34 protein-coding genes and 1 tRNA gene are annotated in these 18496 nt (G+C 39.0%); 3 read left to right on the top strand and 32 right to left on the bottom strand.

The window, feature by feature from the left end:
• Positions 1-10: 10 nt before the first annotated feature.
• The 3 genes from moaC to QEN48_RS06795 all read left to right on the top strand — a co-directional run bounded on the left by moaC (position 11) and on the right by QEN48_RS06795 (position 1528).
• Positions 11-487 carry a cyclic pyranopterin monophosphate synthase MoaC gene (moaC, locus tag QEN48_RS06785; RefSeq protein ID WP_280108145.1) on the top strand — a complete coding sequence of 159 codons (477 nt, stop codon included), beginning with the start codon at positions 11-13 and terminating at the stop codon, positions 485-487.
• A complete protein-coding gene (locus QEN48_RS06790) occupies positions 480-968 on the top strand; it encodes a MogA/MoaB family molybdenum cofactor biosynthesis protein (RefSeq protein ID WP_280108146.1) in 489 nt (162 codons plus the stop codon). The genes moaC and QEN48_RS06790 overlap by 8 nt, the downstream gene beginning before the upstream one ends.
• A 119-nt stretch (positions 969-1087) precedes the next feature.
• Complete coding sequence (locus tag QEN48_RS06795; RefSeq protein ID WP_280108147.1) at positions 1088-1528, top strand: metal-dependent transcriptional regulator; 441 nt, start codon at positions 1088-1090, stop codon at positions 1526-1528.
• Positions 1529-1551: 23 nt separating this feature from the next.
• Here the strand turns inward: QEN48_RS06795 and QEN48_RS06800 are convergent, their stop codons facing one another.
• From QEN48_RS06800 to rpl4p, 32 genes are all read right to left on the bottom strand, one after another.
• A complete protein-coding gene (locus tag QEN48_RS06800; protein WP_280108148.1) occupies positions 1552-1824 on the bottom strand; it encodes a ubiquitin-like small modifier protein 1 in 273 nt (90 codons plus the stop codon).
• Between the two features lie 472 nt (positions 1825-2296).
• Positions 2297-4030, bottom strand: a complete 1734-nt coding sequence (locus QEN48_RS06805) for an aldehyde ferredoxin oxidoreductase C-terminal domain-containing protein (protein WP_280108149.1) — start codon at positions 4028-4030, stop codon at positions 2297-2299.
• 232 nt (positions 4031-4262) lie between these two features.
• Positions 4263-5045, bottom strand: a complete 783-nt coding sequence (locus QEN48_RS06810) for a DNA-directed RNA polymerase subunit D (RefSeq protein ID WP_280108150.1) — start codon at positions 5043-5045, stop codon at positions 4263-4265.
• A 4-nt stretch (positions 5046-5049) separates the two neighbouring features.
• Positions 5050-5442, bottom strand: coding sequence for a 30S ribosomal protein S11 (locus QEN48_RS06815; protein WP_280108151.1), 393 nt, complete (start codon positions 5440-5442; stop codon positions 5050-5052).
• Positions 5443-5991, bottom strand: coding sequence for a 30S ribosomal protein S4 (locus QEN48_RS06820; protein ID WP_280108152.1), 549 nt, complete (start codon positions 5989-5991; stop codon positions 5443-5445). It abuts the gene before it with no gap.
• A 15-nt stretch (positions 5992-6006) separates the two neighbouring features.
• The gene (locus QEN48_RS06825) at positions 6007-6483 is read right to left on the bottom strand and encodes a 30S ribosomal protein S13 (protein WP_280108153.1); all 477 of its coding nucleotides are present in this window, start codon (positions 6481-6483) and stop codon (positions 6007-6009) included.
• Between the two features lie 26 nt (positions 6484-6509).
• Positions 6510-6615 (bottom strand) — tRNA-Ser (locus QEN48_RS06830).
• 36 nt (positions 6616-6651) lie between these two features.
• Positions 6652-7182: a (d)CMP kinase gene (gene cmk / locus QEN48_RS06835; protein ID WP_280108154.1), complete on the bottom strand. Its 531-nt coding sequence runs from the start codon at positions 7180-7182 to the stop codon at positions 6652-6654.
• Positions 7183-7195: 13 nt separating this feature from the next.
• A complete protein-coding gene (locus QEN48_RS06840; RefSeq protein ID WP_280108155.1) occupies positions 7196-7813 on the bottom strand; it encodes an EMC3/TMCO1 family protein in 618 nt (205 codons plus the stop codon).
• The gene (locus QEN48_RS06845) at positions 7810-8376 is read right to left on the bottom strand and encodes an adenylate kinase (RefSeq protein ID WP_280108156.1); all 567 of its coding nucleotides are present in this window, start codon (positions 8374-8376) and stop codon (positions 7810-7812) included. The genes QEN48_RS06840 and QEN48_RS06845 overlap by 4 nt, the downstream gene beginning before the upstream one ends.
• Positions 8373-8780: an uL15m family ribosomal protein gene (locus QEN48_RS06850; RefSeq protein WP_280108157.1), complete on the bottom strand. Its 408-nt coding sequence runs from the start codon at positions 8778-8780 to the stop codon at positions 8373-8375. Before QEN48_RS06850 ends, QEN48_RS06845 begins: the two co-directional genes overlap by 4 nt.
• A gap of 5 nt (positions 8781-8785) precedes the next feature.
• Positions 8786-9226, bottom strand: a complete 441-nt coding sequence (locus tag QEN48_RS06855) for a 50S ribosomal protein L30 (protein ID WP_280108158.1) — start codon at positions 9224-9226, stop codon at positions 8786-8788.
• A 2-nt stretch (positions 9227-9228) separates the two neighbouring features.
• Positions 9229-9858 (bottom strand): 30S ribosomal protein S5, encoded by a 630-nt coding sequence (locus tag QEN48_RS06860; RefSeq protein WP_280108159.1) that lies wholly within the window; start codon positions 9856-9858, stop codon positions 9229-9231.
• A gap of 2 nt (positions 9859-9860) precedes the next feature.
• The gene (locus tag QEN48_RS06865; protein WP_280108160.1) at positions 9861-10418 is read right to left on the bottom strand and encodes a 50S ribosomal protein L18; all 558 of its coding nucleotides are present in this window, start codon (positions 10416-10418) and stop codon (positions 9861-9863) included.
• On the bottom strand, positions 10411-10866 hold the full coding sequence (locus QEN48_RS06870; RefSeq protein WP_280108161.1) for a 50S ribosomal protein L19e: 456 nt from the start codon (positions 10864-10866) through the stop codon (positions 10411-10413). The genes QEN48_RS06865 and QEN48_RS06870 overlap by 8 nt, the downstream gene beginning before the upstream one ends.
• A 2-nt stretch (positions 10867-10868) precedes the next feature.
• Entirely contained in the window at positions 10869-11207 is a 339-nt protein-coding gene (locus QEN48_RS06875) for a 50S ribosomal protein L32e (protein ID WP_280108162.1), read from the bottom strand.
• A gap of 2 nt (positions 11208-11209) precedes the next feature.
• Positions 11210-11734 (bottom strand): 50S ribosomal protein L6, encoded by a 525-nt coding sequence (locus QEN48_RS06880; protein ID WP_280108163.1) that lies wholly within the window; start codon positions 11732-11734, stop codon positions 11210-11212.
• A 10-nt stretch (positions 11735-11744) separates the two neighbouring features.
• Complete coding sequence (locus QEN48_RS06885; protein ID WP_280108164.1) at positions 11745-12134, bottom strand: 30S ribosomal protein S8; 390 nt, start codon at positions 12132-12134, stop codon at positions 11745-11747.
• Between the two features lie 13 nt (positions 12135-12147).
• Complete coding sequence (locus QEN48_RS06890; RefSeq protein ID WP_347985108.1) at positions 12148-12312, bottom strand: 30S ribosomal protein S14; 165 nt, start codon at positions 12310-12312, stop codon at positions 12148-12150.
• Entirely contained in the window at positions 12272-12799 is a 528-nt protein-coding gene (locus QEN48_RS06895; RefSeq protein ID WP_280108166.1) for a 50S ribosomal protein L5, read from the bottom strand. The genes QEN48_RS06890 and QEN48_RS06895 overlap by 41 nt, the downstream gene beginning before the upstream one ends.
• Positions 12796-13488, bottom strand: coding sequence for a 30S ribosomal protein S4e (locus tag QEN48_RS06900; protein WP_280108167.1), 693 nt, complete (start codon positions 13486-13488; stop codon positions 12796-12798). Before QEN48_RS06900 ends, QEN48_RS06895 begins: the two co-directional genes overlap by 4 nt.
• A gap of 3 nt (positions 13489-13491) precedes the next feature.
• Entirely contained in the window at positions 13492-13839 is a 348-nt protein-coding gene (gene rplX / locus QEN48_RS06905) for a 50S ribosomal protein L24 (RefSeq protein WP_280108168.1), read from the bottom strand.
• Between the two features lie 11 nt (positions 13840-13850).
• Entirely contained in the window at positions 13851-14249 is a 399-nt protein-coding gene (locus QEN48_RS06910; RefSeq protein WP_280108169.1) for a 50S ribosomal protein L14, read from the bottom strand.
• Positions 14246-14578, bottom strand: coding sequence for a 30S ribosomal protein S17 (locus tag QEN48_RS06915; RefSeq protein WP_280108170.1), 333 nt, complete (start codon positions 14576-14578; stop codon positions 14246-14248). The genes QEN48_RS06910 and QEN48_RS06915 overlap by 4 nt, the downstream gene beginning before the upstream one ends.
• A gap of 9 nt (positions 14579-14587) precedes the next feature.
• Positions 14588-14842 (bottom strand): ribonuclease P protein subunit, encoded by a 255-nt coding sequence (locus tag QEN48_RS06920; RefSeq protein ID WP_280108171.1) that lies wholly within the window; start codon positions 14840-14842, stop codon positions 14588-14590.
• Complete coding sequence (rpmC, locus tag QEN48_RS06925) at positions 14826-15035, bottom strand: 50S ribosomal protein L29 (RefSeq protein WP_280108172.1); 210 nt, start codon at positions 15033-15035, stop codon at positions 14826-14828. Before rpmC ends, QEN48_RS06920 begins: the two co-directional genes overlap by 17 nt.
• Positions 15036-15037: 2 nt before the next feature.
• Positions 15038-15928 (bottom strand): 30S ribosomal protein S3, encoded by an 891-nt coding sequence (locus tag QEN48_RS06930; protein ID WP_280108173.1) that lies wholly within the window; start codon positions 15926-15928, stop codon positions 15038-15040.
• On the bottom strand, positions 15928-16386 hold the full coding sequence (locus QEN48_RS06935; protein WP_280108174.1) for a 50S ribosomal protein L22: 459 nt from the start codon (positions 16384-16386) through the stop codon (positions 15928-15930). The genes QEN48_RS06930 and QEN48_RS06935 overlap by 1 nt, the downstream gene beginning before the upstream one ends.
• A 12-nt stretch (positions 16387-16398) precedes the next feature.
• The gene (locus tag QEN48_RS06940) at positions 16399-16797 is read right to left on the bottom strand and encodes a 30S ribosomal protein S19 (protein ID WP_280108175.1); all 399 of its coding nucleotides are present in this window, start codon (positions 16795-16797) and stop codon (positions 16399-16401) included.
• Positions 16798-16802: 5 nt separating this feature from the next.
• Entirely contained in the window at positions 16803-17507 is a 705-nt protein-coding gene (locus QEN48_RS06945; RefSeq protein ID WP_280108176.1) for a 50S ribosomal protein L2, read from the bottom strand.
• Between the two features lie 10 nt (positions 17508-17517).
• Positions 17518-17766 (bottom strand): 50S ribosomal protein L23, encoded by a 249-nt coding sequence (locus QEN48_RS06950; protein WP_280108177.1) that lies wholly within the window; start codon positions 17764-17766, stop codon positions 17518-17520.
• Positions 17767-18495 (bottom strand): 50S ribosomal protein L4, encoded by a 729-nt coding sequence (rpl4p, locus tag QEN48_RS06955; protein ID WP_280108178.1) that lies wholly within the window; start codon positions 18493-18495, stop codon positions 17767-17769.
• Position 18496: the final 1 nt, after the last annotated feature.

Consider the following 18496-nt stretch of genomic DNA (forward strand, 5'->3'; position numbering starts at 1 on the left):
AATTTTCTATATGACTGATTTTTCACACATAAAAGACGGAAAGGCCAGCATGGTCGACATAAGCACGAAAAAAAACGTAGAAAGAACAGCAATAGCTAGTGGTGAAATAAAACTCAAAAAAACAACAATTCAAGCAATCAAAAACAAAAAAATCGAAAAAGGAAACGTACTAAACACAGCAAGAATAGCAGGCATCCAAGCAATAAAAAAAACACCAGAAAACATACCACTGTGCCATCCAATACCAATCACAGGAATAGACATAAGCTTCAAAACAAAAAAGGACAAAATCAAGACAACAATCAAAGTAAAAAGCATAGGAAAAACTGGAGTCGAAATGGAGGCATTGAACGGAGTAACAACAACACTACTAACAATACTCGACATGGTAAAATCCGCAGAAAAAGACCAACACGGAGAATACCCAACCACCAAGATAGAGAACATAAAAATCAACAAAAAAACAAAAACCGATCTAAATGAATAAAACAAAAAACAAACACGATAAATCCGGTAAATTCAAAATAAAAGTAATAACAGTAAGCGACACTAGAACACTCAAAAACGATAAATCCGGAGAAATAATACAAAACGAACTAGAAAGAAAAGGCCACAAAATAACAAGAGAAATCATAAAAGACGAACAAACCAAAATAGCCAAAAGCCTTAAAAATAATGACCATGACGCCTACATATATTGTGGAGGAACAGGTATCTCAAAAAGAGACGTAACAGTAGAAACACTAACCCCCTTATTCGACAAAAAAATACCTGGCTTTGGCGAATACTTTCGGAAAAAAAGTTTTGAAGAAGTAGGAACCCGAGCAATGCTAACAAGAGCAACTGCTGGAATAAAAAACCAAAAACCAATCTTCGCAATACCCGGCTCAAAAAACGCATCAAAACTAGCCTCAAAAATAATTTCAAAAGAAATCGGCCACATAATAAACCACGCAAAAAGACCCTGAACCAAAAAAACTTATTAAAAACCCAACCAACTTTCTTAATAAATTACTTAAACCAAACATTTTTAGGGAACTTTTTTAATTCAATATATTTATTGGTTTAAAGTACATAGGTTGGATTGATGGTAACTGAAGGTGTCGAAGACTATCTTGAAGCTATATCAAAAGCGCTAGAGAATGAAGAAAAAGCACGTACAAACGAAATTGCAGTTCAGCTTGAGGTAAGTGCATCAAGCGTCACTGAAATGCTTCAGAAACTAGATAAACAAGGATATATAAACTATGAAAAATATCAAGGCGTTACATTAACTAGTAAAGGACGTGAAATAGCTGATGATGTTATTGAAACCCATGAAGCTATTCATAGATTATTCATTATGATCGGGGTTTCTCCTGAAAACGCTGAGAAAGACGCTTGCAAAGTCGAACACCATTTAAGTGAAGAAACAATAACCCAACTTAAAAAATTCGTTAAATATATAGAAGAAACGTTTGAAGGCGACTTAAAAACAATTAAAAACATAAAAAAAGAACTAGAACAACTAAAAAACGAAGAAAAATAAACTAAAAAAATAAAAAACTTTTTTTATCCACCTGCTATCGGTGGGAATATCGCTACTCTATCTCCTTTTTCCAATTCGGTATCAAGTTTCTTAAGGAACTCTATATTTTTACCATTAATAAGAATCATGATGTTATCTCTAAGTTCGTTATTTTCGAATAATTGGTCTTCCATCTCTGGATATTCATCAACTAACTTAGATAGCAAACTACCTACTGAATCAACTTCATCAACACCATACTCTAGTTTAGAGTTAACAATATCTCTAAATGTTGCAAAGAGTCTTACTTCAATCATTATATTACATCCTCCCCGACCTAGATAACGGGGCCTTATCCCAAATTTAATATAAAGTTTTTAAGAAGGTAGTTATTAGTTACCTCCTCCATCCACTTAATTTTCAGTTGTGAGGGTAGTTCACATGCCTTCATCCGTACCATCTGGTATTTCGAACTGCTTGATAGAATGTAAAAGGAATGGGGTGTGAGGGATGGAACATCCAGCTATATCGGGTACCACCTATCTCCCAGATGACCCATAGGGGTCAAGGTCTACGTCGGAAATAGGGTATCGATGTTTAGGACAGTTATTTTGTTCCGTACTGTCCTATAAAGCCTACTTTATCAGCTTTGAAAGCCTTAGTGCTCTCTGACAACCTTAAATAACCGGATTCTGTCACATTTACTAAGACTAGCCAATCCATTCCTCACATAACTTTTAGTTAAGAAGGTAGCTTCTTTGGTAAGATGTTAAAAGCTACCTTTTTTATTTATTTTTCGAAGACGCTGTCTAGTTGTTCATTTGATACTTCAAAGGCTACGTTGTGTGGTGGTAGTTTTTCTTCCCTCATAAACTCTGGGATTCTGTCGTCTTGTTTTGTGAATCCGGCTGCTTTATTGAATTCTCTCTCTGTTTTTAGTATGTCTTGTCCATATTCTACAACGTCGTCTATTGTCATATCTGTATCTAAGACGCCATTTACTTCTTCTACTACTCCTTCTAAGGCTTCTTCGATGTCAAGTAATGCAAAGGCTGAGAATAAACAGTGTCCTACTGAGTCTATTGCTGCTGTTGTTGCTTGCATTTCTCTGGAGAGTTCTGGCTTACCATTGATTTCTAGGGGATCTCTTTTTCCTCCTACTCCAAGGACTTCTTGGCATATTGAGTATCCTGCTGTGTGGTCGGCTCCCATTGTTGAGGTTGCATATGTTATTCCAATTCCCTTGACAGCTCTTGGGTCGTATGCTGGCATTGCTTGGTTTTTAACTACTGGGACTCTGTTTACGCCTAGAGCATCTCCAGCGAATTTTGCGCCGTTAAGGATCAGTTTGCTACGTGGAGTGTTTTCTCTTACTTCTTCAAGTAGTTCTAATGCTGCTTCTCCATCTCCAAACTCTAGTAGTTCTCCTTCCATTGCTACAGCTATTGTCGCTCCGGTTTCAATTGTATCCATGCCGAGGTCATTGCATTTTCTATTTAGTTCACCAACTACATCGAGGTCAAATATTCCGCAGTTTGGCCCTAATGCCCAAACAGATTCATATTCTAGAGCTCCAACTGGGTCAGAACCATCTTCTTTTGTCCAAACTTCAGAGCACTGTATGATGCAGCCTGGACTACATGTATGTGGGTTTTCCCCACCTCTTTTTTCAATTTCTTCAACTTTTCTCTCTCCACTCACCTTTTCGGCTTCTTCACTCTGTCCCTTAGAGAAGTTGTAGTGTGGTAACGCACCAACTTCATTTACTATGTTGATAAGAACACTTGTACCGTAATTACTTAATGCGCCATCTGTTTTAGTTACATCATGTTCTTGAAGCCCATCGACAACTTTTTTACGACCTTTTTTAAACAACTCTCTATCTTTTATTTCAACACCCGGTGCATCGTTATCATCTACTACAATGTATTTAAGCCCTCTAGAGGCCATAACTGCTCCAAGCCCACCACGCCCTGCATAACGTGAAGACAAACCTTCAGGGTCGTTGAAAGCTATTCCAGAGTTAAAACCAGACATTTCAGCTGCTATACCCACTCCAGAAATACTTACATCACCAAACTCATCTCTTAATTGATCAAATGCTTCATACAAACCTATTCCAGACCATTCTTCGGCTGGTACTAACTCTACGCCGTCTTTATCTATTTTTAGTAGTTTGTATTCATCTGACTGGCCTTCAACAATAATTCCACGTATTTGAAGTTTCTTTAAGGCTTGGCTAAAGTCAGTACCTACGTTAGACTCTTTGATTCCGCCTGTTAAAGGAGATTTACTTCCTACTGAAAGCCTTCCCGATGAAGGTGCGCTGGTACCTGTAATTATTCCGGATGAAAAAACGAGTTTATTGTTTGGCCCTAGGGGATGGCATTCTGGATCAACCTCATCAGAAATAACATTAGATGTGAATGCTCTACCCGCAAAATGTTCATATTCCTGTGGGATATCTTCAAAAACTACATCTCCACTATCCATATCTACTCTAAGAATCTTTTCATTAGTCATATTACTACTAGTTAATTTACTATCAAATTTATATCTTATTAATTTAGAGTTAAAAAAGAATTAGTTATAAATTAAGGATATAGTTTGTAGGCGATTATGGGTATAGTGACCTGGAGCTCCTGTTGTTTTATTTAGATATGAAAATATAGCTATAAAAAAATTAGAGTAAAAGATTGGTTTGTATGGTTTTGTTGTTGAGGGGGTTTTAGGCCCCCTATATATTTTATTTTTTTTATTCGTTTAGGGTTTCTTTGAATTCCTGTAGTTTATCTGCGATTATTTGGGTGCTTTTTGTTGTGATTTCTTGGGGTGTGAGTGATCCGTCTGTTTCGAAGTTGAATATGAATTTATTTGTGTCGTCGGTTACGGTTATTGCTTCTGCGTGGCATTCTTCGACGCAGAGGCTGCATAGGCTACAGTTTTCTGGATCTGTGATTTCTAGTTGGTTGTTTTTTATTTCGTATACATTTCTTGGGCATATTTCTACGCAGTCTCCACAGTTGTCGCATTCTTCTGTGATTTTTTGTATTGGATATCCTTTGTATCCACATGCTATGACTGGTTGCCATTTTGTGTGTTCTTTTCCTTTACCGAGTGTTGCTTCGGCTTCAAGTATTACTTCTTGGCCTTCGTATAGTTTGACTAATGGTATTTTTTTATCTGGTATTTCTACTCCGTCTTCGGTTTTTAGGTCTCCGGAGTATAGTGTTGTAGGGCCTTCTCCACCCAGTATTAATGTGGTTTTGCATGCGGAGCATCCTTCTCCTCCGCATGTGCATTCTTCTGGTAATACGAATTCATCTATTGATGTTTTTAGAGGGGTTAGTCCTATTCTTAGTGCTAACATTTCGTCGGTCATTACTGATGAGTTTTCGTATATTTTGATGTCTTCTGCGGCGAGTGTGGGTACTTCGGCTATTAGGGCTCTTCGTAGGCTGTTTGCTTTGGCTGGGGTTGCGTCTTCTAGTATGAACTTGATTTTTTGTGGACTGAATTCTCTTACATCAATGTTCATGTTTTTATACTCTCCTACCTCTTTTGCCGCCTGGGGATCGGGTTCCGTCGTGTGGGATAGGTGTTACGTCTTCTATTCGGCCTATTTGGAGTCCTGCTCTTGCGAAGGCTCTTATGCTTGCTCCTGATCCGGGTCCTGGGTTTTTCTGTAGGTTTCCACCTGGTGCTCGTATTTTGACGTGTACGCCGGTGACTCCTTTGTTTTTAGCTTTTTGTGCAGCTTCTTCTGCTGCTTGCATTGCTGCGTATGGTGAGCTTTCGTTTCTATCGGATTTTACAACCATTCCGCCGCTTGATTTTGCTATTGTTTCGCTTCCGCTTATGTCGGTTATTGTGACTAGGGTGTTGTTGAAGCTTGCGTATACGTGGGCTACTGCCCATCTTTTGTTATCGCTCATTTATAATTCCTCCTCTACTTTTTCTATTCTTTCGGGGTGTGCTTCGTTTTTCATTGGTGAGGTATGGCTGTATGATATTTGGTTTTCTTCTGATTTTTTGACTAAATAGCTTGGGACTGTTATTTTACGGCCGTTTACTGCTATGTGGCCGTGGGTGATGAATTGTCTGGCTTGTTTTGGTGTTCTTGCGTATCCTTTTTTGTTTACCAAGCTCTGTAGTCTTCTGTCGAGTATGTCTCTTACTTTGAGTCCTAATACGTCGTCTAGGGTTCCATCTTGCTCGACTAATCCATATCTTTTTAGTTTGTCTAGGAATTGTTGTTTTTCTTGTTTAACGCCTTTTGATGTTTCTGTTGCTCGACCTACTTCTGCTAGTAGTTCTCTTGCTTTTCTTCTGAAGTTTCTTAGGTTGCTTTCTGATTTCCAGATTTCTTTTTTGTTTTTTAGTCCGTATCCTTGTATTAATCTGGATTCGTCTTCCATTCTCAGTTGTTGCCATGGATGTGGTGGTGTTTCGTAGGTTTTTTTGTTTTTCTTAGGGCTTCCCATTTTTGTTTCCTCCGGTTATTCTTCCTCTGCTTTATCTTTTTGTTTTTGTAGTTCGGCTCTCTTTACACCGACTGTGGTTTCTGATCTACCTGTGGATCTTGTTCTCTGGCCCCGTACTTTCTTGCCTTTTTTGTGTCTTACTCCTTTGTAGCAGTTTATTTTTTTCATTCTGTCTAGGTCTTGTCTGTGTGTTACTATTAGGTCTGATCCAGTTACGTGTTTGTTTTCACCGGTTTTGTAGTCTTTTGTTCTGTTTACGAACCAACCTGGTGCTTTTTCTTCAAGTTGGTCGATTGATTGTTCTATTTTTTCGACTTCTTCGTCTGTGATGGTTCCTAGTCTTTTTTCTGGGTTGATTCCGCTTAGTTTGGTGATTGCTTTAGCGGTTCTCTGGCCTATGCCTTTTATTCCTGTTAAAGCGTAATCTACCCTCCTGTCTCCTTCGATGTTCGTATTTTTAATCCTTACTATATGTCTAAAACTATCTGACATTTTAACACTAACCTCTATTTTTTTAACGCCGGGAGAGGGATTTGAACCCTCGAGAGGCGGGAGCCTCACATGCTTTCTTGGGTTTTTTAGAAACCGCTCCAGGCATGCGCCTTACCGCTCGGCCATCCCGGCAGTATTCATTTGGTTGGTCTTAGATTATACTAAATCTTATCCGTGGTTGTAGTTGTTTATTGCTTCGATTATTATGTTGATGACTGATTGTTTGTTCCAGTTTGCTGTGTCGATTATTAGGTCGTATATTGTTAGGTCGTCTATATCGATTTCGTAGTATTCTCTGTATCTTGTTTTTTCAGATTTTTCACGTTCTTTTACTTCGTTTAATGCTTTTTCTAGTTGTATGTCTTCACGTCTTGCAACTCTTCTTGCTCTGAGTTCAAGTGGTGCTTTGAGCCATACTTTTATATCTGCGTTTTGAGCCATCCATCCTGCTAACCTACCTTCTAATAATATGTTGTCTCTGTTTTCTGCTATTTCTTGTTGTCTTTTGTCGATATCGTGGTCTATTTTAGGGTTTTGTTCTGCGTATTCACTGAATTCTTCAAGAGTCATGTCTTTTTCGTTTGCTAGTTGTCGGAATATCTGTCCTGCACATATATGTTTTAGATTTGATTTTTCTGCAACTGATCTTGAGGTTGTGCTTGTTCCAGCTCCTGCTGGCCCGCTTACAGCTACTATCATTTATTATATCTCCTTAGATTCCGACTTTCATTGCTTTACGGGCAACCTGGCTTATTGGTATTGAGCAGATTATGTACCAGACGATCCATGCGGGTATTGTTCCCCATGCTCTTGCTGAGAAATCGATTTCTCCAAGGAATGGTAACAGCATTTGTGGTGCTTCGTATATTCCGCTTGCTGGGTCTGTTACGTAGTATACCCATGCGAAGAATGGTATTGTTATTACTAGGATGTATAGCATTGGTTTGAATTGTTTTGTTAGGTTTCCCATTAGTTCTTGTGTTAGCTCTGTTCTTTCTTGTTCAAGTTTATTGAGTTTTCCTTGGTCTCCAGCCATTCGTGCTTCTTTGATTTTGTTGGATAGTTCTTTCATTTTTTGTTGTCTTTCTTTTTGTTCATCCATGTCCATTCCGTATTTCTGGGCGATGGAGCTTAAGACTCCATTGAATGCAGCTACTGCCATTATTGCTAGTTCTACTGGGAGTGTTGTTAATGGACTTAGGATTGCGTTGTTTGCTATTTCTCCTAAGGTTGGGAAGAATGTTGGGTCGAGAAATATGGCCAGCATCAGACCTATTGCTAAGAAGAGTACGATTTTCTCTACTAGGTCTTTGAGGGCCTCTCGACTCATTTAAGCACCTTTAATAATGATTCTGCGGCCTCTTCAAGGCCTCCATCTGGGTTTTCTATTATTTTAACTGTTGATCCATTTAGTATTGCGCAAGCCATTGCAGCGACTCGATTCATTTCTTGGTGTTCTGAAAGTTGTTTTGAGGTTTCTTTATCTCTTATTCGTTCTCCAGCGTCTTTCTCTCTTCTTGCTATGATTTCTTTTGGTGAGGCTTCGACTACTATTATTGTGTCTGGGTCTAGTGCGTTTAAAACCCATTCTGGGATTCCTGGTAGGTATCCTTGAGGTGTTTTTATTGTGCTGTGTGTATCGACCATTATTGATTGTTTTTCTGACATCTGGGAGATTTTTTCTCCAGCGATTTTTTGTACTTCTTTTTGTTTTTTGGGGTCTAGTTTTCTCATTTGATCTCGGTTTTCGACCCAGCCTCGGTCTTTGGCGACCTCTAGCATTTTGTCTCCGTAGTTAACTGTTTTGAATTCTTTATCTGTTTTTTGAAGTGCTTTTTCTGCTACTGTTGATTTTCCGACTCCTGGTGATCCTGTTAGGACTACTAGTGTCATTGTTTTTCCTCCACTTCTCCACCTGCATCTTCTATTTTCTTTATTGCGGAGTCTGAGAAGTTTTCGGCTATTATTTTTAGGTTTTGGTTTATTTCACCTCTGCCTAATACTTTGTCGATTCCAAGTTCGGTTGTGTCTATGGTTATTGTGTCATCTTCTTTTGTGGCTTGTCCTGTTTCTACGAGGTGTTTTGCTATTTCGTCGATACGGCCTATGTTGATGACTTCGTTTTCTGTGACTAGTTTTGGGGGTCGGTTGAATCCGTATTTTCCGAATTTATGTCCACTGCTTTTTTTGTGTTTGGCTCTACCTGTTTTTCCACGTCCTCCTCGATGTCCTGCGCCTCTATGGCTTTTTCCATGGCCTTTTCCATGTGTTTTGGATCCTCTTCTTTTGTTTCCCATTTTTTTCACCTCATTCTGTATATTAGTTTGTTTATGTCTTCTCCTCTGTATCCGAGGCTTCCGTTTTCGGCATAGGATCGTTTTGTTTTTTTGTATCCTTTTCTTGGGGGATGTAGTCTAATGACTGGTTTCATGTCGAGTTCTTCTGGAGTTATGTCTCCATCTATTATTTTTTGGGATAGTTCTTCTAGGGAGCCGTGTTGTTCGATTTTTTCTTCGAGTTCACCGTTTTTGTAGTCTGCTCTTTTTAGTAGGTGTTTGGCTCCTTCTTGGTTTAATTCTCCCCAGGTTATGTAGTCTTTTGTTTTTTGTAGCATTCCTTCGTTTGTATCGTTTTCTTTTAGTAGTGTACAGTGGTTTGGTCTGTTGAGGTTAATGTGTTCTAGTGCTTTGGTTGTGTTTTTTTGCACTCCTACGGTTCCTCTTACTCTGATTGCTGCATACATCTTTAATCATCTCTTTCTGGCATTTTTACCATAGCTGTTTTTTTGAGTGCATCGAATGTTGCTCTTCCGAAGTTGATTGTTGTTCTTGTTTCTCCTTTGGTTGATGACCATATGTCTTTGATTCCGGCTAGTTCAAGTACTTTTTTTGCGGTTTCTCCGACTGCTAGTCCTATTCCGTTTGGGGCTGGGATTAATGTGACTCTTGTGCTTCCAGCGTTTCCTGTTACTTTTATTGGTATGCTGTGTTGGGTTCCACAACCACATTCCCATGATCCACAGCCTCTTCTTATATCGATTAGGTTTAGTTTTGCGTTTGTTATTGCTTTGCGTATTGCTGGACCTACTTCTTCGTCTTTTGCTTCTGCTATCCCTACGTATCCATTTCGGTTGCCTACTACTACTTGTGTTCTGAATTTGACTCTCCGTCCGGAGTCTGTCATTCTCTGAACCATGTTTACGTCGAGGACTTCTTCTTCTACGTTTATTAGTTGGTCTATTATTTCAACTTCTTTTAGTGGTAGGCCTGAGTTTAATGCTTCTTTTATTGTTGTTATTTCTCCTGAGGCTACGAGTCTTCCGAGCTTTGTTTTAGGTATCCATTCTTCTTTATGTTGTTTCTGAGCTGCTGACATTTTTATTCACCAATTGTTTCCTTTATTTTTTGTTTTACTGTTTCGAAGTGTGTTGGTAGTTCGGCTGGGTCTAACCCTTTTTCTTGGTATTTTGAGAAATCACCTTCTTCTGCGTAGTTTGCTATGTGTTCTCCTCTGATTCTTTCTTCTGATGGAGTTATTTCTTCATCTAAGGGTATGTTTAGTCCAGCGTCCTGGGCTCCTTTTATTGCTGCAAATAGGTTTGATCCTTTGGATATTCGGTTTATACCTATGTCTGGTACTGCGCCTTCTATTTCGTTTTTTTGTGCTTTGAGTCCACATTCGTATCCTGTTAGGTATGCTGCTGGTGTGTTTCCGCCTGATGCTTTCCATCCATATTTTTTTAGGTTTTTGGATTTACATCCGCATATTACGTAGTCGGAGCTTGTTTTGTGGTCGTAATCTGCAATTTGAACTGTGAAGTATTTTTGGCTTCTTCGTACGACCAGTCTCGGTTTGCTTGATTTTAGTAATCCAAGTCTTTGTTTGTAGTCTGTTTTGTCTTTTATTCTTCTTTTAAGTGGTATTCTTTCAGTCATTCTTGACACCTTCTTTTTCTTTTACTAATTTTGTTAGGTGTTTTAGGTCTCGGATTTCTCCGCCTTTTGATTTTTTGTATAGTTTTCTGTATTCTGATTTTGTGATTTCGCCTTCGTCTCTTAGTTGTTTTAGTTTTTTTCTCTGTGCTCTGATTTTGTTCATCCATTTTTCTTTTTTGGAAACTTTGGAGTGTTTTTTTCCTTTTCGTTTTCCATGGCCTTGGCGCCGTCCTTTTTTCTTTTTTTCATCGATTTTTCTTGCTCTTCCTCGGCTTTGTCCTGTTACCTTTTTTTTCTGTATTGCTCCTTCCTCGATTAGTTCTCGTATGTCATCTTTCATTATCGCCATGGATACGTCTTCGACTCTGTTTGGATCAATCCATACTCGTTTTTTTCCTACGTCTAGTATGTCGGCTGCCATTCTTTTCTGGCTTTTTAGGTCGGTCATGTTTAATCACCTGTTTCGGTGGGGTTTAGGATTTTTATATCCTTTTCTCTGGCTTTTTGTTGGATTGCTTCTCTTTTTCGGTTTCCTACTGAACCGCCTATTCTTGCTGCTTCGTTTTCGTTGATTTTTTCTAGGTCTGCTGTGTTGTGTACCAATACTTCTCTGTAGCCTGAGGGATGTATGCCTCGTTCTTCTTCAGGTTTTTTTCGACCTACTTTTGGGAGTGGGGGTTTGCCTTTGATTTCTTTTCTCTGTTTGCTTTGTATCCCTTTGGGTCTTCTCCACTTGTTTTTAACTCTTTTGCGCTTTTGACTTTCTTGACGTCTGAATTTTTTTGCCATTTTTATCCCCTACCTATTACGTACATTCCATCTTGGAAAACTCTGGGGTCTTTGTTTTTTATTTTTGTGCCTTCCTGGATTTTGGCTGCAGTTTGGGAGACTGCTTCTTTGTTTGGACCTCTTACTATGACTTCGTCATCAGATATCTCGACATCTGTGTTTTCTCCAATTAATTCGATTATTCTTGGGTTTTTTTCGCCTAGGAAGTTTTTAATGTATAGTTTGTTTTGTTTTACTTCCATTTTTATTGGGAAGTGTGAATAAACAACTTTAAGTGTGTATTCGAAGTCTTTTTGAGCTCCTTTAATCATGTTGTTTATGTGTGATGTGAATGTACCGAGTTCTGCTCGGTCTTTTTTTCTGTCTGTTGCCGACTCTAGTAGTATTTTGTTTTCTTTTTTCTCGATGTTGATTTTACTGGATTTCAGTTCTCTATGTGTTTCTCCGTTTTCTCCTTTTACGGTGATCTTGTTTTCATTTATTGTTATTTCAATATTTTCTGGGATTTCTATTTCTGTTGATGCCATCTTGATCACCTTAGTATACGTATGCGAGGAGTTTTCCACCGATTCCTTCTTTCTGTGCTTGTCGGTGAGACATTACTCCTTTTGGAGTTGAGATTACTAGTATTCCGAAGTCTTTTCCTGGGAGATATCTTTTTTCCCATTTTTCGAATTCGCTTTTGTCTGTTGAGAAATGTGGTTTTATAGATCCACATCTATTTATGTTTCCTACGAGTTTTACTTTGAATTCTCCGCCCTTGTTGTTTTCTATGTATTCGAATTCACCTATATAGCCATTTTCTTGCATTACGTCGAATACTCTTCCTATTAATTTTGATGCCGGGGATATCTCTGATTTTAGTTTACCGGCTTGCTCTGCGTTGTTAATTGTTGAAAGAGCGTCCGACAATGGATCCATTTTCATTTTAATCACCATTTTAACTATATTTATTAAAGTCCATTTTTTCAGCTACTTCTCGGAAGCATTGTCGGCATAGGTTGATTTCATATCTACTGATTATACCTTGCTTCCTACCACATCTTCTACATTCTATAATTTCTTTACTGCTCATCTTTTTCCACCACTTTGACGTCAAATTCATTTTCTAGATACTGGGCTGTGTCTTTTGGTGTGAGTGCGTGTTCTGGCCCGATAGGGTTGTTTGACTTTGATCTTTTTTTAACTCTGTATCCTGGTCTTTCCATTGTGACTGTTACGTCTAATCCATATATACCGACGTTTGGGTCGTATTCTATTCCTTTGAATCCTGTGTGGTCATCGATTCCGAAAGAAAAGTTTCCATGGTTATCGATTGATTTTTGGGGTATTCTGTTTTCTTTGACTTCTAGGGCTTTTTTGAGGAATTTTCGGGCTTTTTTTCCTCTTAATGTTGTTTTGCATCCTATTGGCTCTCCTTTTCGTATTCCGAAGGTTGGTACGTTTTTTTTGGCTTTTGTTCGTATTGGTTGTTGGTTTGTTAGTTTCTCTATGATTTCTTCTGCATGCATTAGTTCTTCTCCGCCTGAACCTATCCCCATGTTAACAACTACTTTCTCGATCTGAGGTTTTTTCATTTTGTTGGAGTTCATTTCAATGTCACCTCAGGTTCTTTGTCTCCAACTACTATTACGTATTCTTCTATTGTTTTGAACTCTTCTTCTCCTTGTAGTGTTACGTGGTTGGGGTTTGATCCTTGTGAGATTTCATGTGTTTTTATTTCGGCGATTTCGCCTGCGTGTTTTCCACCGATTATGAATGCTATTTTGCCTTCTTCGAATGGTATGTGTTTTTTAATCTCTTTATTTGGGAGAGAGATTTTCACTGTGTCTTTTGTTTTGTAGGTTTCTTGGTCGGTTGTTATGTTGTTTCCATCATGGAGGTTTAGTTGTATTTCACCGTTTTTGGTTGTTTTTTTGTTGTTTATGCGGCATATCTTGGTTTTGGCTTCGTTTTCATCGATTTCTACAAATTTTATTCTATTTTTTGAGTCGATTGTTGTTCTTGTATGGAGGTCTGCTTTGGGTATGCTGATGACATCCATTAGACCGACTCCATGTCTGTAGTTGTTGATTACTTTTCCATCTACGAGGATTCCTCGGTCTTGGATTATTTTTTTAACTTCTCTTGTGCTGTCGATGATTCCGATTACGTCTCTTAATACAACGTTGATGGGTATTGCTCGTTCTCGTGGGTGGGTTGTTTTGGGTGTTGTTGCCCAGTAATCTGTTTTTTTAGGAACTGTCCAACTTCGTGGAACTGCTAATCTTTTTAAATGCATATATTATCTCTCCAATTTTTTTACTCGTTTTCTGTCAGAGGTGTCTAGGTCTATGAGTTTTAGGTTAGATGGATGTATGTAAGCAGGAACTTGTGATTCGTCTGATTTTCTTATTGTGGTTCCTTCTATAGCGATTCTTTCTTGTTTCATATCTACTTCTGTGACCTCGCCTTTTTCTCCGCTGTAGTCTCCTCTAACTACTTCTACCTCGTCTCCTACTCTTACAGGCATTGTTTTTTTGTCAAATTTTTCTTGCATTTTTTCTGAAAGGTTAACTCCCATGTATTTTTGTCTTTTGTGAAGTGGGGCGTTTGATCGGTTTTTCCTCTGTTTTCTTGGTTGTTTTGTCATTATTTTTCACCTCATACAATCATTGTTGCTGTGCTGGCGATTTTGGGAAATCTTTCAGCTGCTTCTTTTGCTATAGGGCCTTTAATCTCTGTTCCTTTTGGTTCTCCGTTTTCATCGACTATGACTGCTGCATTGTCTTCAAAGGTTACTCTTAATCCGTCGGGACGTTTGTATTCTTTTTTCTGCCTAACTATTACGGCGGTTAGTACTTGTTTTCTCATCTCCGGAACTCCTTTTTTGACTGATACCACTACTAAATCACCTACTCCTGCTTTAGGTTGTCTTCTTCGTGTTCCTCTATATCCTTTAGATGATATGAATTCGAGTACTTTTGCCCCTGTGTTATCTGCACATTTTACCTGGGTTTTGCTCTGTATTCCCTTGGTCACACTAGCTTTTATTCCTCTCAATCCCATTCACCCCGCTCGACTATTACGAATGATTTTGTCTTGCTTAATGGCCTGCATTCTGCAACCTTTACTTTATCGCCTATTTTAACTTCTAGGCAGTTTGGTTTGTGTACTGTGGTTGTTGATTTACGTTTTTCGTATCTTTCGTATTTAGGAGCTTCTTTTTTATACTCTCTCTGGATTACTGCGCTTTTGTCATCTACAATAGATACTACTTCTCCCTCCATTACCTGTCCTCTAACTGGCAGTTTGCCATGGAAAGGACAGTTTTCATCACTGCATTCTTTTTCTGGACTCTTAACATTAAGACCAATATCTCTTGCTGTCATTAAAATTCCTCAATTTTTAATACGGTTTTCAGGGGAACCATATATCTTGTTCCCATTAACTTTTACTTTAATGCCTTCAGGAAGATTAAAAATGAATGAACAGCCTTTTTTTGGTATAATCTTACCTGAGATATTAAGTGTTTTTCGAGTTTCATTGAGCACATGGCCCTCCACTCCCTCTTGATATGGGTTTGGGCTGTTTTTCACAGTTGCTTTTAGCCCGATTAATTCATGTTTCTTTAGGTTTTCAGGCGTTATCTTCATTATCTTCCCTCATAACTGTCTTTATCCGGGCTATTGTGCGCCGGATTTCACGGATTCTACCTGGGTTTTCTGGCTGTCCACCTGCGGCTTCTTCCGCTCTCAGGCTAATTAACTCGTTTTCCAGCATCTCTAGTTCCATTTCCCTTTCTTCTTGAGCCATTTCTCTAATTTCACTTGTTTTTAATATCGCCATATTTATTCACCCGGTGTTATGTTAGCGTCTGGATAACTTTCTTTATATTCATCCATATCGATGTCGTGCGTTGCTAGATGGCTCCCAGTAATAGCTTTAAATTCTTCTCCACAGACCTGGCAAACAACTATATTGCTTTTTTCCTCTTCTTCTTTTTCTGACTCGGATTCTGCTTCAATTTCTGGTTCAGGCTCTTCTTTTAGTTCCTCTTCTTGTTCTGTTTCTTGTTCTTTTTCTTGTTCTGTTTCTTTTTCTTGTTCGGTTTCTGTGAGTTCTATTTCTTCTTTGTCTATTTCTCCGGGTTCTATGATTTCTACTTCGTCTGGTAGTGTTGAGCCTTCTTGTATTATTCTGACTGTTACTCCGATTGTTCCTAGTTTCTTTTTGGCTACTGCTTGTCCTTCGTCGACTATTTCTTGTGCTGGTTGTCCGCAGTGTTTTACGTATCCTTCGGTGAATTTTTCGACTCGTGATCTGGATCCTGTTAGTTTTCCTGATAGTACGATTTGTGCTCCCATTGCGCCTGCGTCCATTATGTCTCTGAGTGTTGAGTATCCGGCTCTTCGGAAGTACCATCCTCTTTCTAGTGCGTTTGCGAGTCTTTGGGCTACTACTTGTGCGTTTGTGTTGGGGTTTTCGACTTCTTTGACTTCGATTGATGGGTCTTCGAGGTCGAATTTTTCTTTGAATTTTCGGGTTAGTTTTCGTATTCTTTTTCCGCCTTTACCGATTATCATTCCTGGTTTTTCTGCGTATAGTACTATCTGGGTTCCTGTTGGTGTTCTTTTGATGTCGATTCCACCGTATCCTCCTCTGTCTATTTCTCTTGATAGAAACTCGTCCATTTCAGCTTTTTTTATTCCATCTTTTACGAATTTTTTTTGGATAGCCATTATTGTTCCTCCAATACGACTTCGATGTTGGTTGTTGAGGTGTTGCTTGGTGTTGCTCTTCCGAATGCTCTTGGCATCATTCCTGGTAGTTCTCGGCCTCTGTTTGCTGTTATGTGTGTTATTTTTAATTTTTCGGTGTCTAGTCCTTTGTATTCTGCGTTGCTTTCTGCGTTTTCTATTATTTTTAGTATGCCTGAAGCTGCTTTTTCTGGGTAGCCTCCGGCGTCCCATCCGTGTAGTCCTTTTCTATGTCCTTTGTTAGAGTTGTGTTTTCGATATGGGATTGGTTTCTCTTTTTTGATTGTTTTTTGTAGTGTTTCTTTGGCTTTATCTAGTTTCATTCCGCGTATGTGGTTGCATATTTCAACGGAGTCTTTTGGTGAGATATGTAGTTCTCTTCCGTATGCTTTGGATGTTTTATCGGGGTCGGGGTCAACTGAATAGTCATACTGTGGCATGATTTTTCACCTTTATTTGAGTGGTACGTATTTTGAAGACCTGGTTGCACCGATACCGGGTCCGCCGTGTACGACGTCTTTTCGTGTCATTGCAAACTCGCCTATGAAGTGTCCTATCATCTCTGGTTCCACTCGGAATACTTGGAAGTCGTTTCCGTTGTGGATTCCGAGTTTTAGGTGGACGAATTCTGGGAGAATTATCATGTCTCTTAGATGTGTTTTTATTACTATGTCTTCACTGGAGTCTTGTAGTTCTCGTACTTCTTCGAGTAGTTTCTTTTCTTCTTCGTTTAGGCCTCTCTCTATCTTTCTTCTTGCTCTGGACGGTAATATTTCTTTCAGTTCGTCCAGATTCATTTCCTTTAATTCTTCAAGTGTATATCCTCTATATTTAAACTCTTCACGAACCATTTACATCACCTCTTTCCAGTCCTACTTGAGGCTATGCTACCAGCTTTTCGTCCTGGTGATGCGCCTCTAGCGGAGGACTTGGATCTACCTGGGGTTTGTCTCCGACCGCTACCGAATGGATGGTCAACGGCGTTCATGGCGACTCCCCGTACTGTTGGGTATTTTCCGCCTTTTGATTTCATCTTTTTATATTTGTTACCTGCTTTCACGAATGGTTTTTCAGTTCGGCCACCGCCTGCTACGACTCCGATTGTTGCTTTGCATTTTGGACTAAACCATTTGAGTTCGCCTGATGGTAGTTGTACTATTGCTTTTCCTATGTCGTGTGCGATTAGTATTCCGTATGTTCCGGATGCTCTAATGAACTTGCCTTTGTCTCCTGGTTTTGCTTCGACGTTGCATACTGGTGTTCCTTCTGGTATTTCGGCTAGGTATGTTGTGTTTCCTGGAGCGATCTCTACTTCTGTTCCACATTGGATTGTGTCTCCGGTTGAGATTCCTTCTTGAACTAGGACCAGTCTTTCATCTTCGTTGCTGAATTTTACTCTGGCTATTGGTGCATTTCTGGCTGGGTCATGTTCTATATCTATTACTTCTCCTTCTAGGTCTTCATCTGCAGATGGATGTCCGATTTTGGTTTTATATTTATGTGAGGGGGCTGAGTATAGGTTGCCCCGTCCACTTCTTTGTGATCTTATTCTTTTACCCATAATTGTCACCTCAGAATATTCCTATTCTTCCTGCTATTTCTTCTGCATCATAATCGGAAGAGAGAGTTATGATTGCTTTTTTCTTTCCTTGAGGAGTTATCATAGTGTTTATGTTTTCTATTTCGACGTCGTAGGTGTATTCAAATTTATCGGTTATTTCGTTTTTTGTGGCGTCTGTATCTACGATGAAGGTTAAGGTGTTGTTTTGTTCCATTAATCTTGTTGCTTTTTCAGTTACTACTGGGCTTATTATTGTCATTTAGAAAACCTCCTCGGATTTTTCTAATGCTGATTCTGTCCATATTGTTGGGCGGCCAGCGTCTCCACCAGGTGCGAGTAACTCTATGTTTAGGTTGTTTACGTCGATTATGTCTACGCCAGGTAGGTTTCTTGCTCCTCTGTATATTCCTTTGTCTTCGTCGTATACGATTAAAAGGCTTTTTGGTACTTTTTTCTCGCCGTTTTTCTTTTTAGTTCCGTTTTTTGCTCTTTTTACATCTTCCCATAGTCCTGAGAGCTTTAGGAACTCTGATACTCTTTTTGTTTTCTTGATTTCTTGAAAATCGTCTTCAACTATTACTGGTGATTTCTCAACTTTATGTCCCCTGGATTTAACTAATTCCTGGTCTGCTGTTGCAGCTATAGCGCTTTTGAGGGCAAGTTGTTTTTCTTTTTTGTTGATATCTTTTGAGTAGTCTTTCTGTTTTTTTGGTGGATGTGTTCTTCTCCCACCTACTGCTTGTGGTACAAATGCTGCCCGACGTCCTGTTTTTATTCTTGGCACCATTGCGGCACCTCTTCCGGCTCCCCAAGACTCTGCTGTTGTTCTTTTCCCTGATAGTTCATTAGATCCATATGGCTGTTTTTTGTTAGCTTGAATCGATAGAAAAGCTTTGTTTATTAAATCAGGTCTATATTGTGTTTTAAATACACTTGGGAGTTCTTTTTCTCCTTTTTCTTCTGCATATGTTGAGTAGAGTTTAGTCATC

It is taken from the genome of Methanonatronarchaeum sp. AMET-Sl (assembly GCF_029854155.1).
In the GTDB taxonomy this organism is placed as follows: domain Archaea; phylum Halobacteriota; class Methanonatronarchaeia; order Methanonatronarchaeales; family Methanonatronarchaeaceae; genus Methanonatronarchaeum.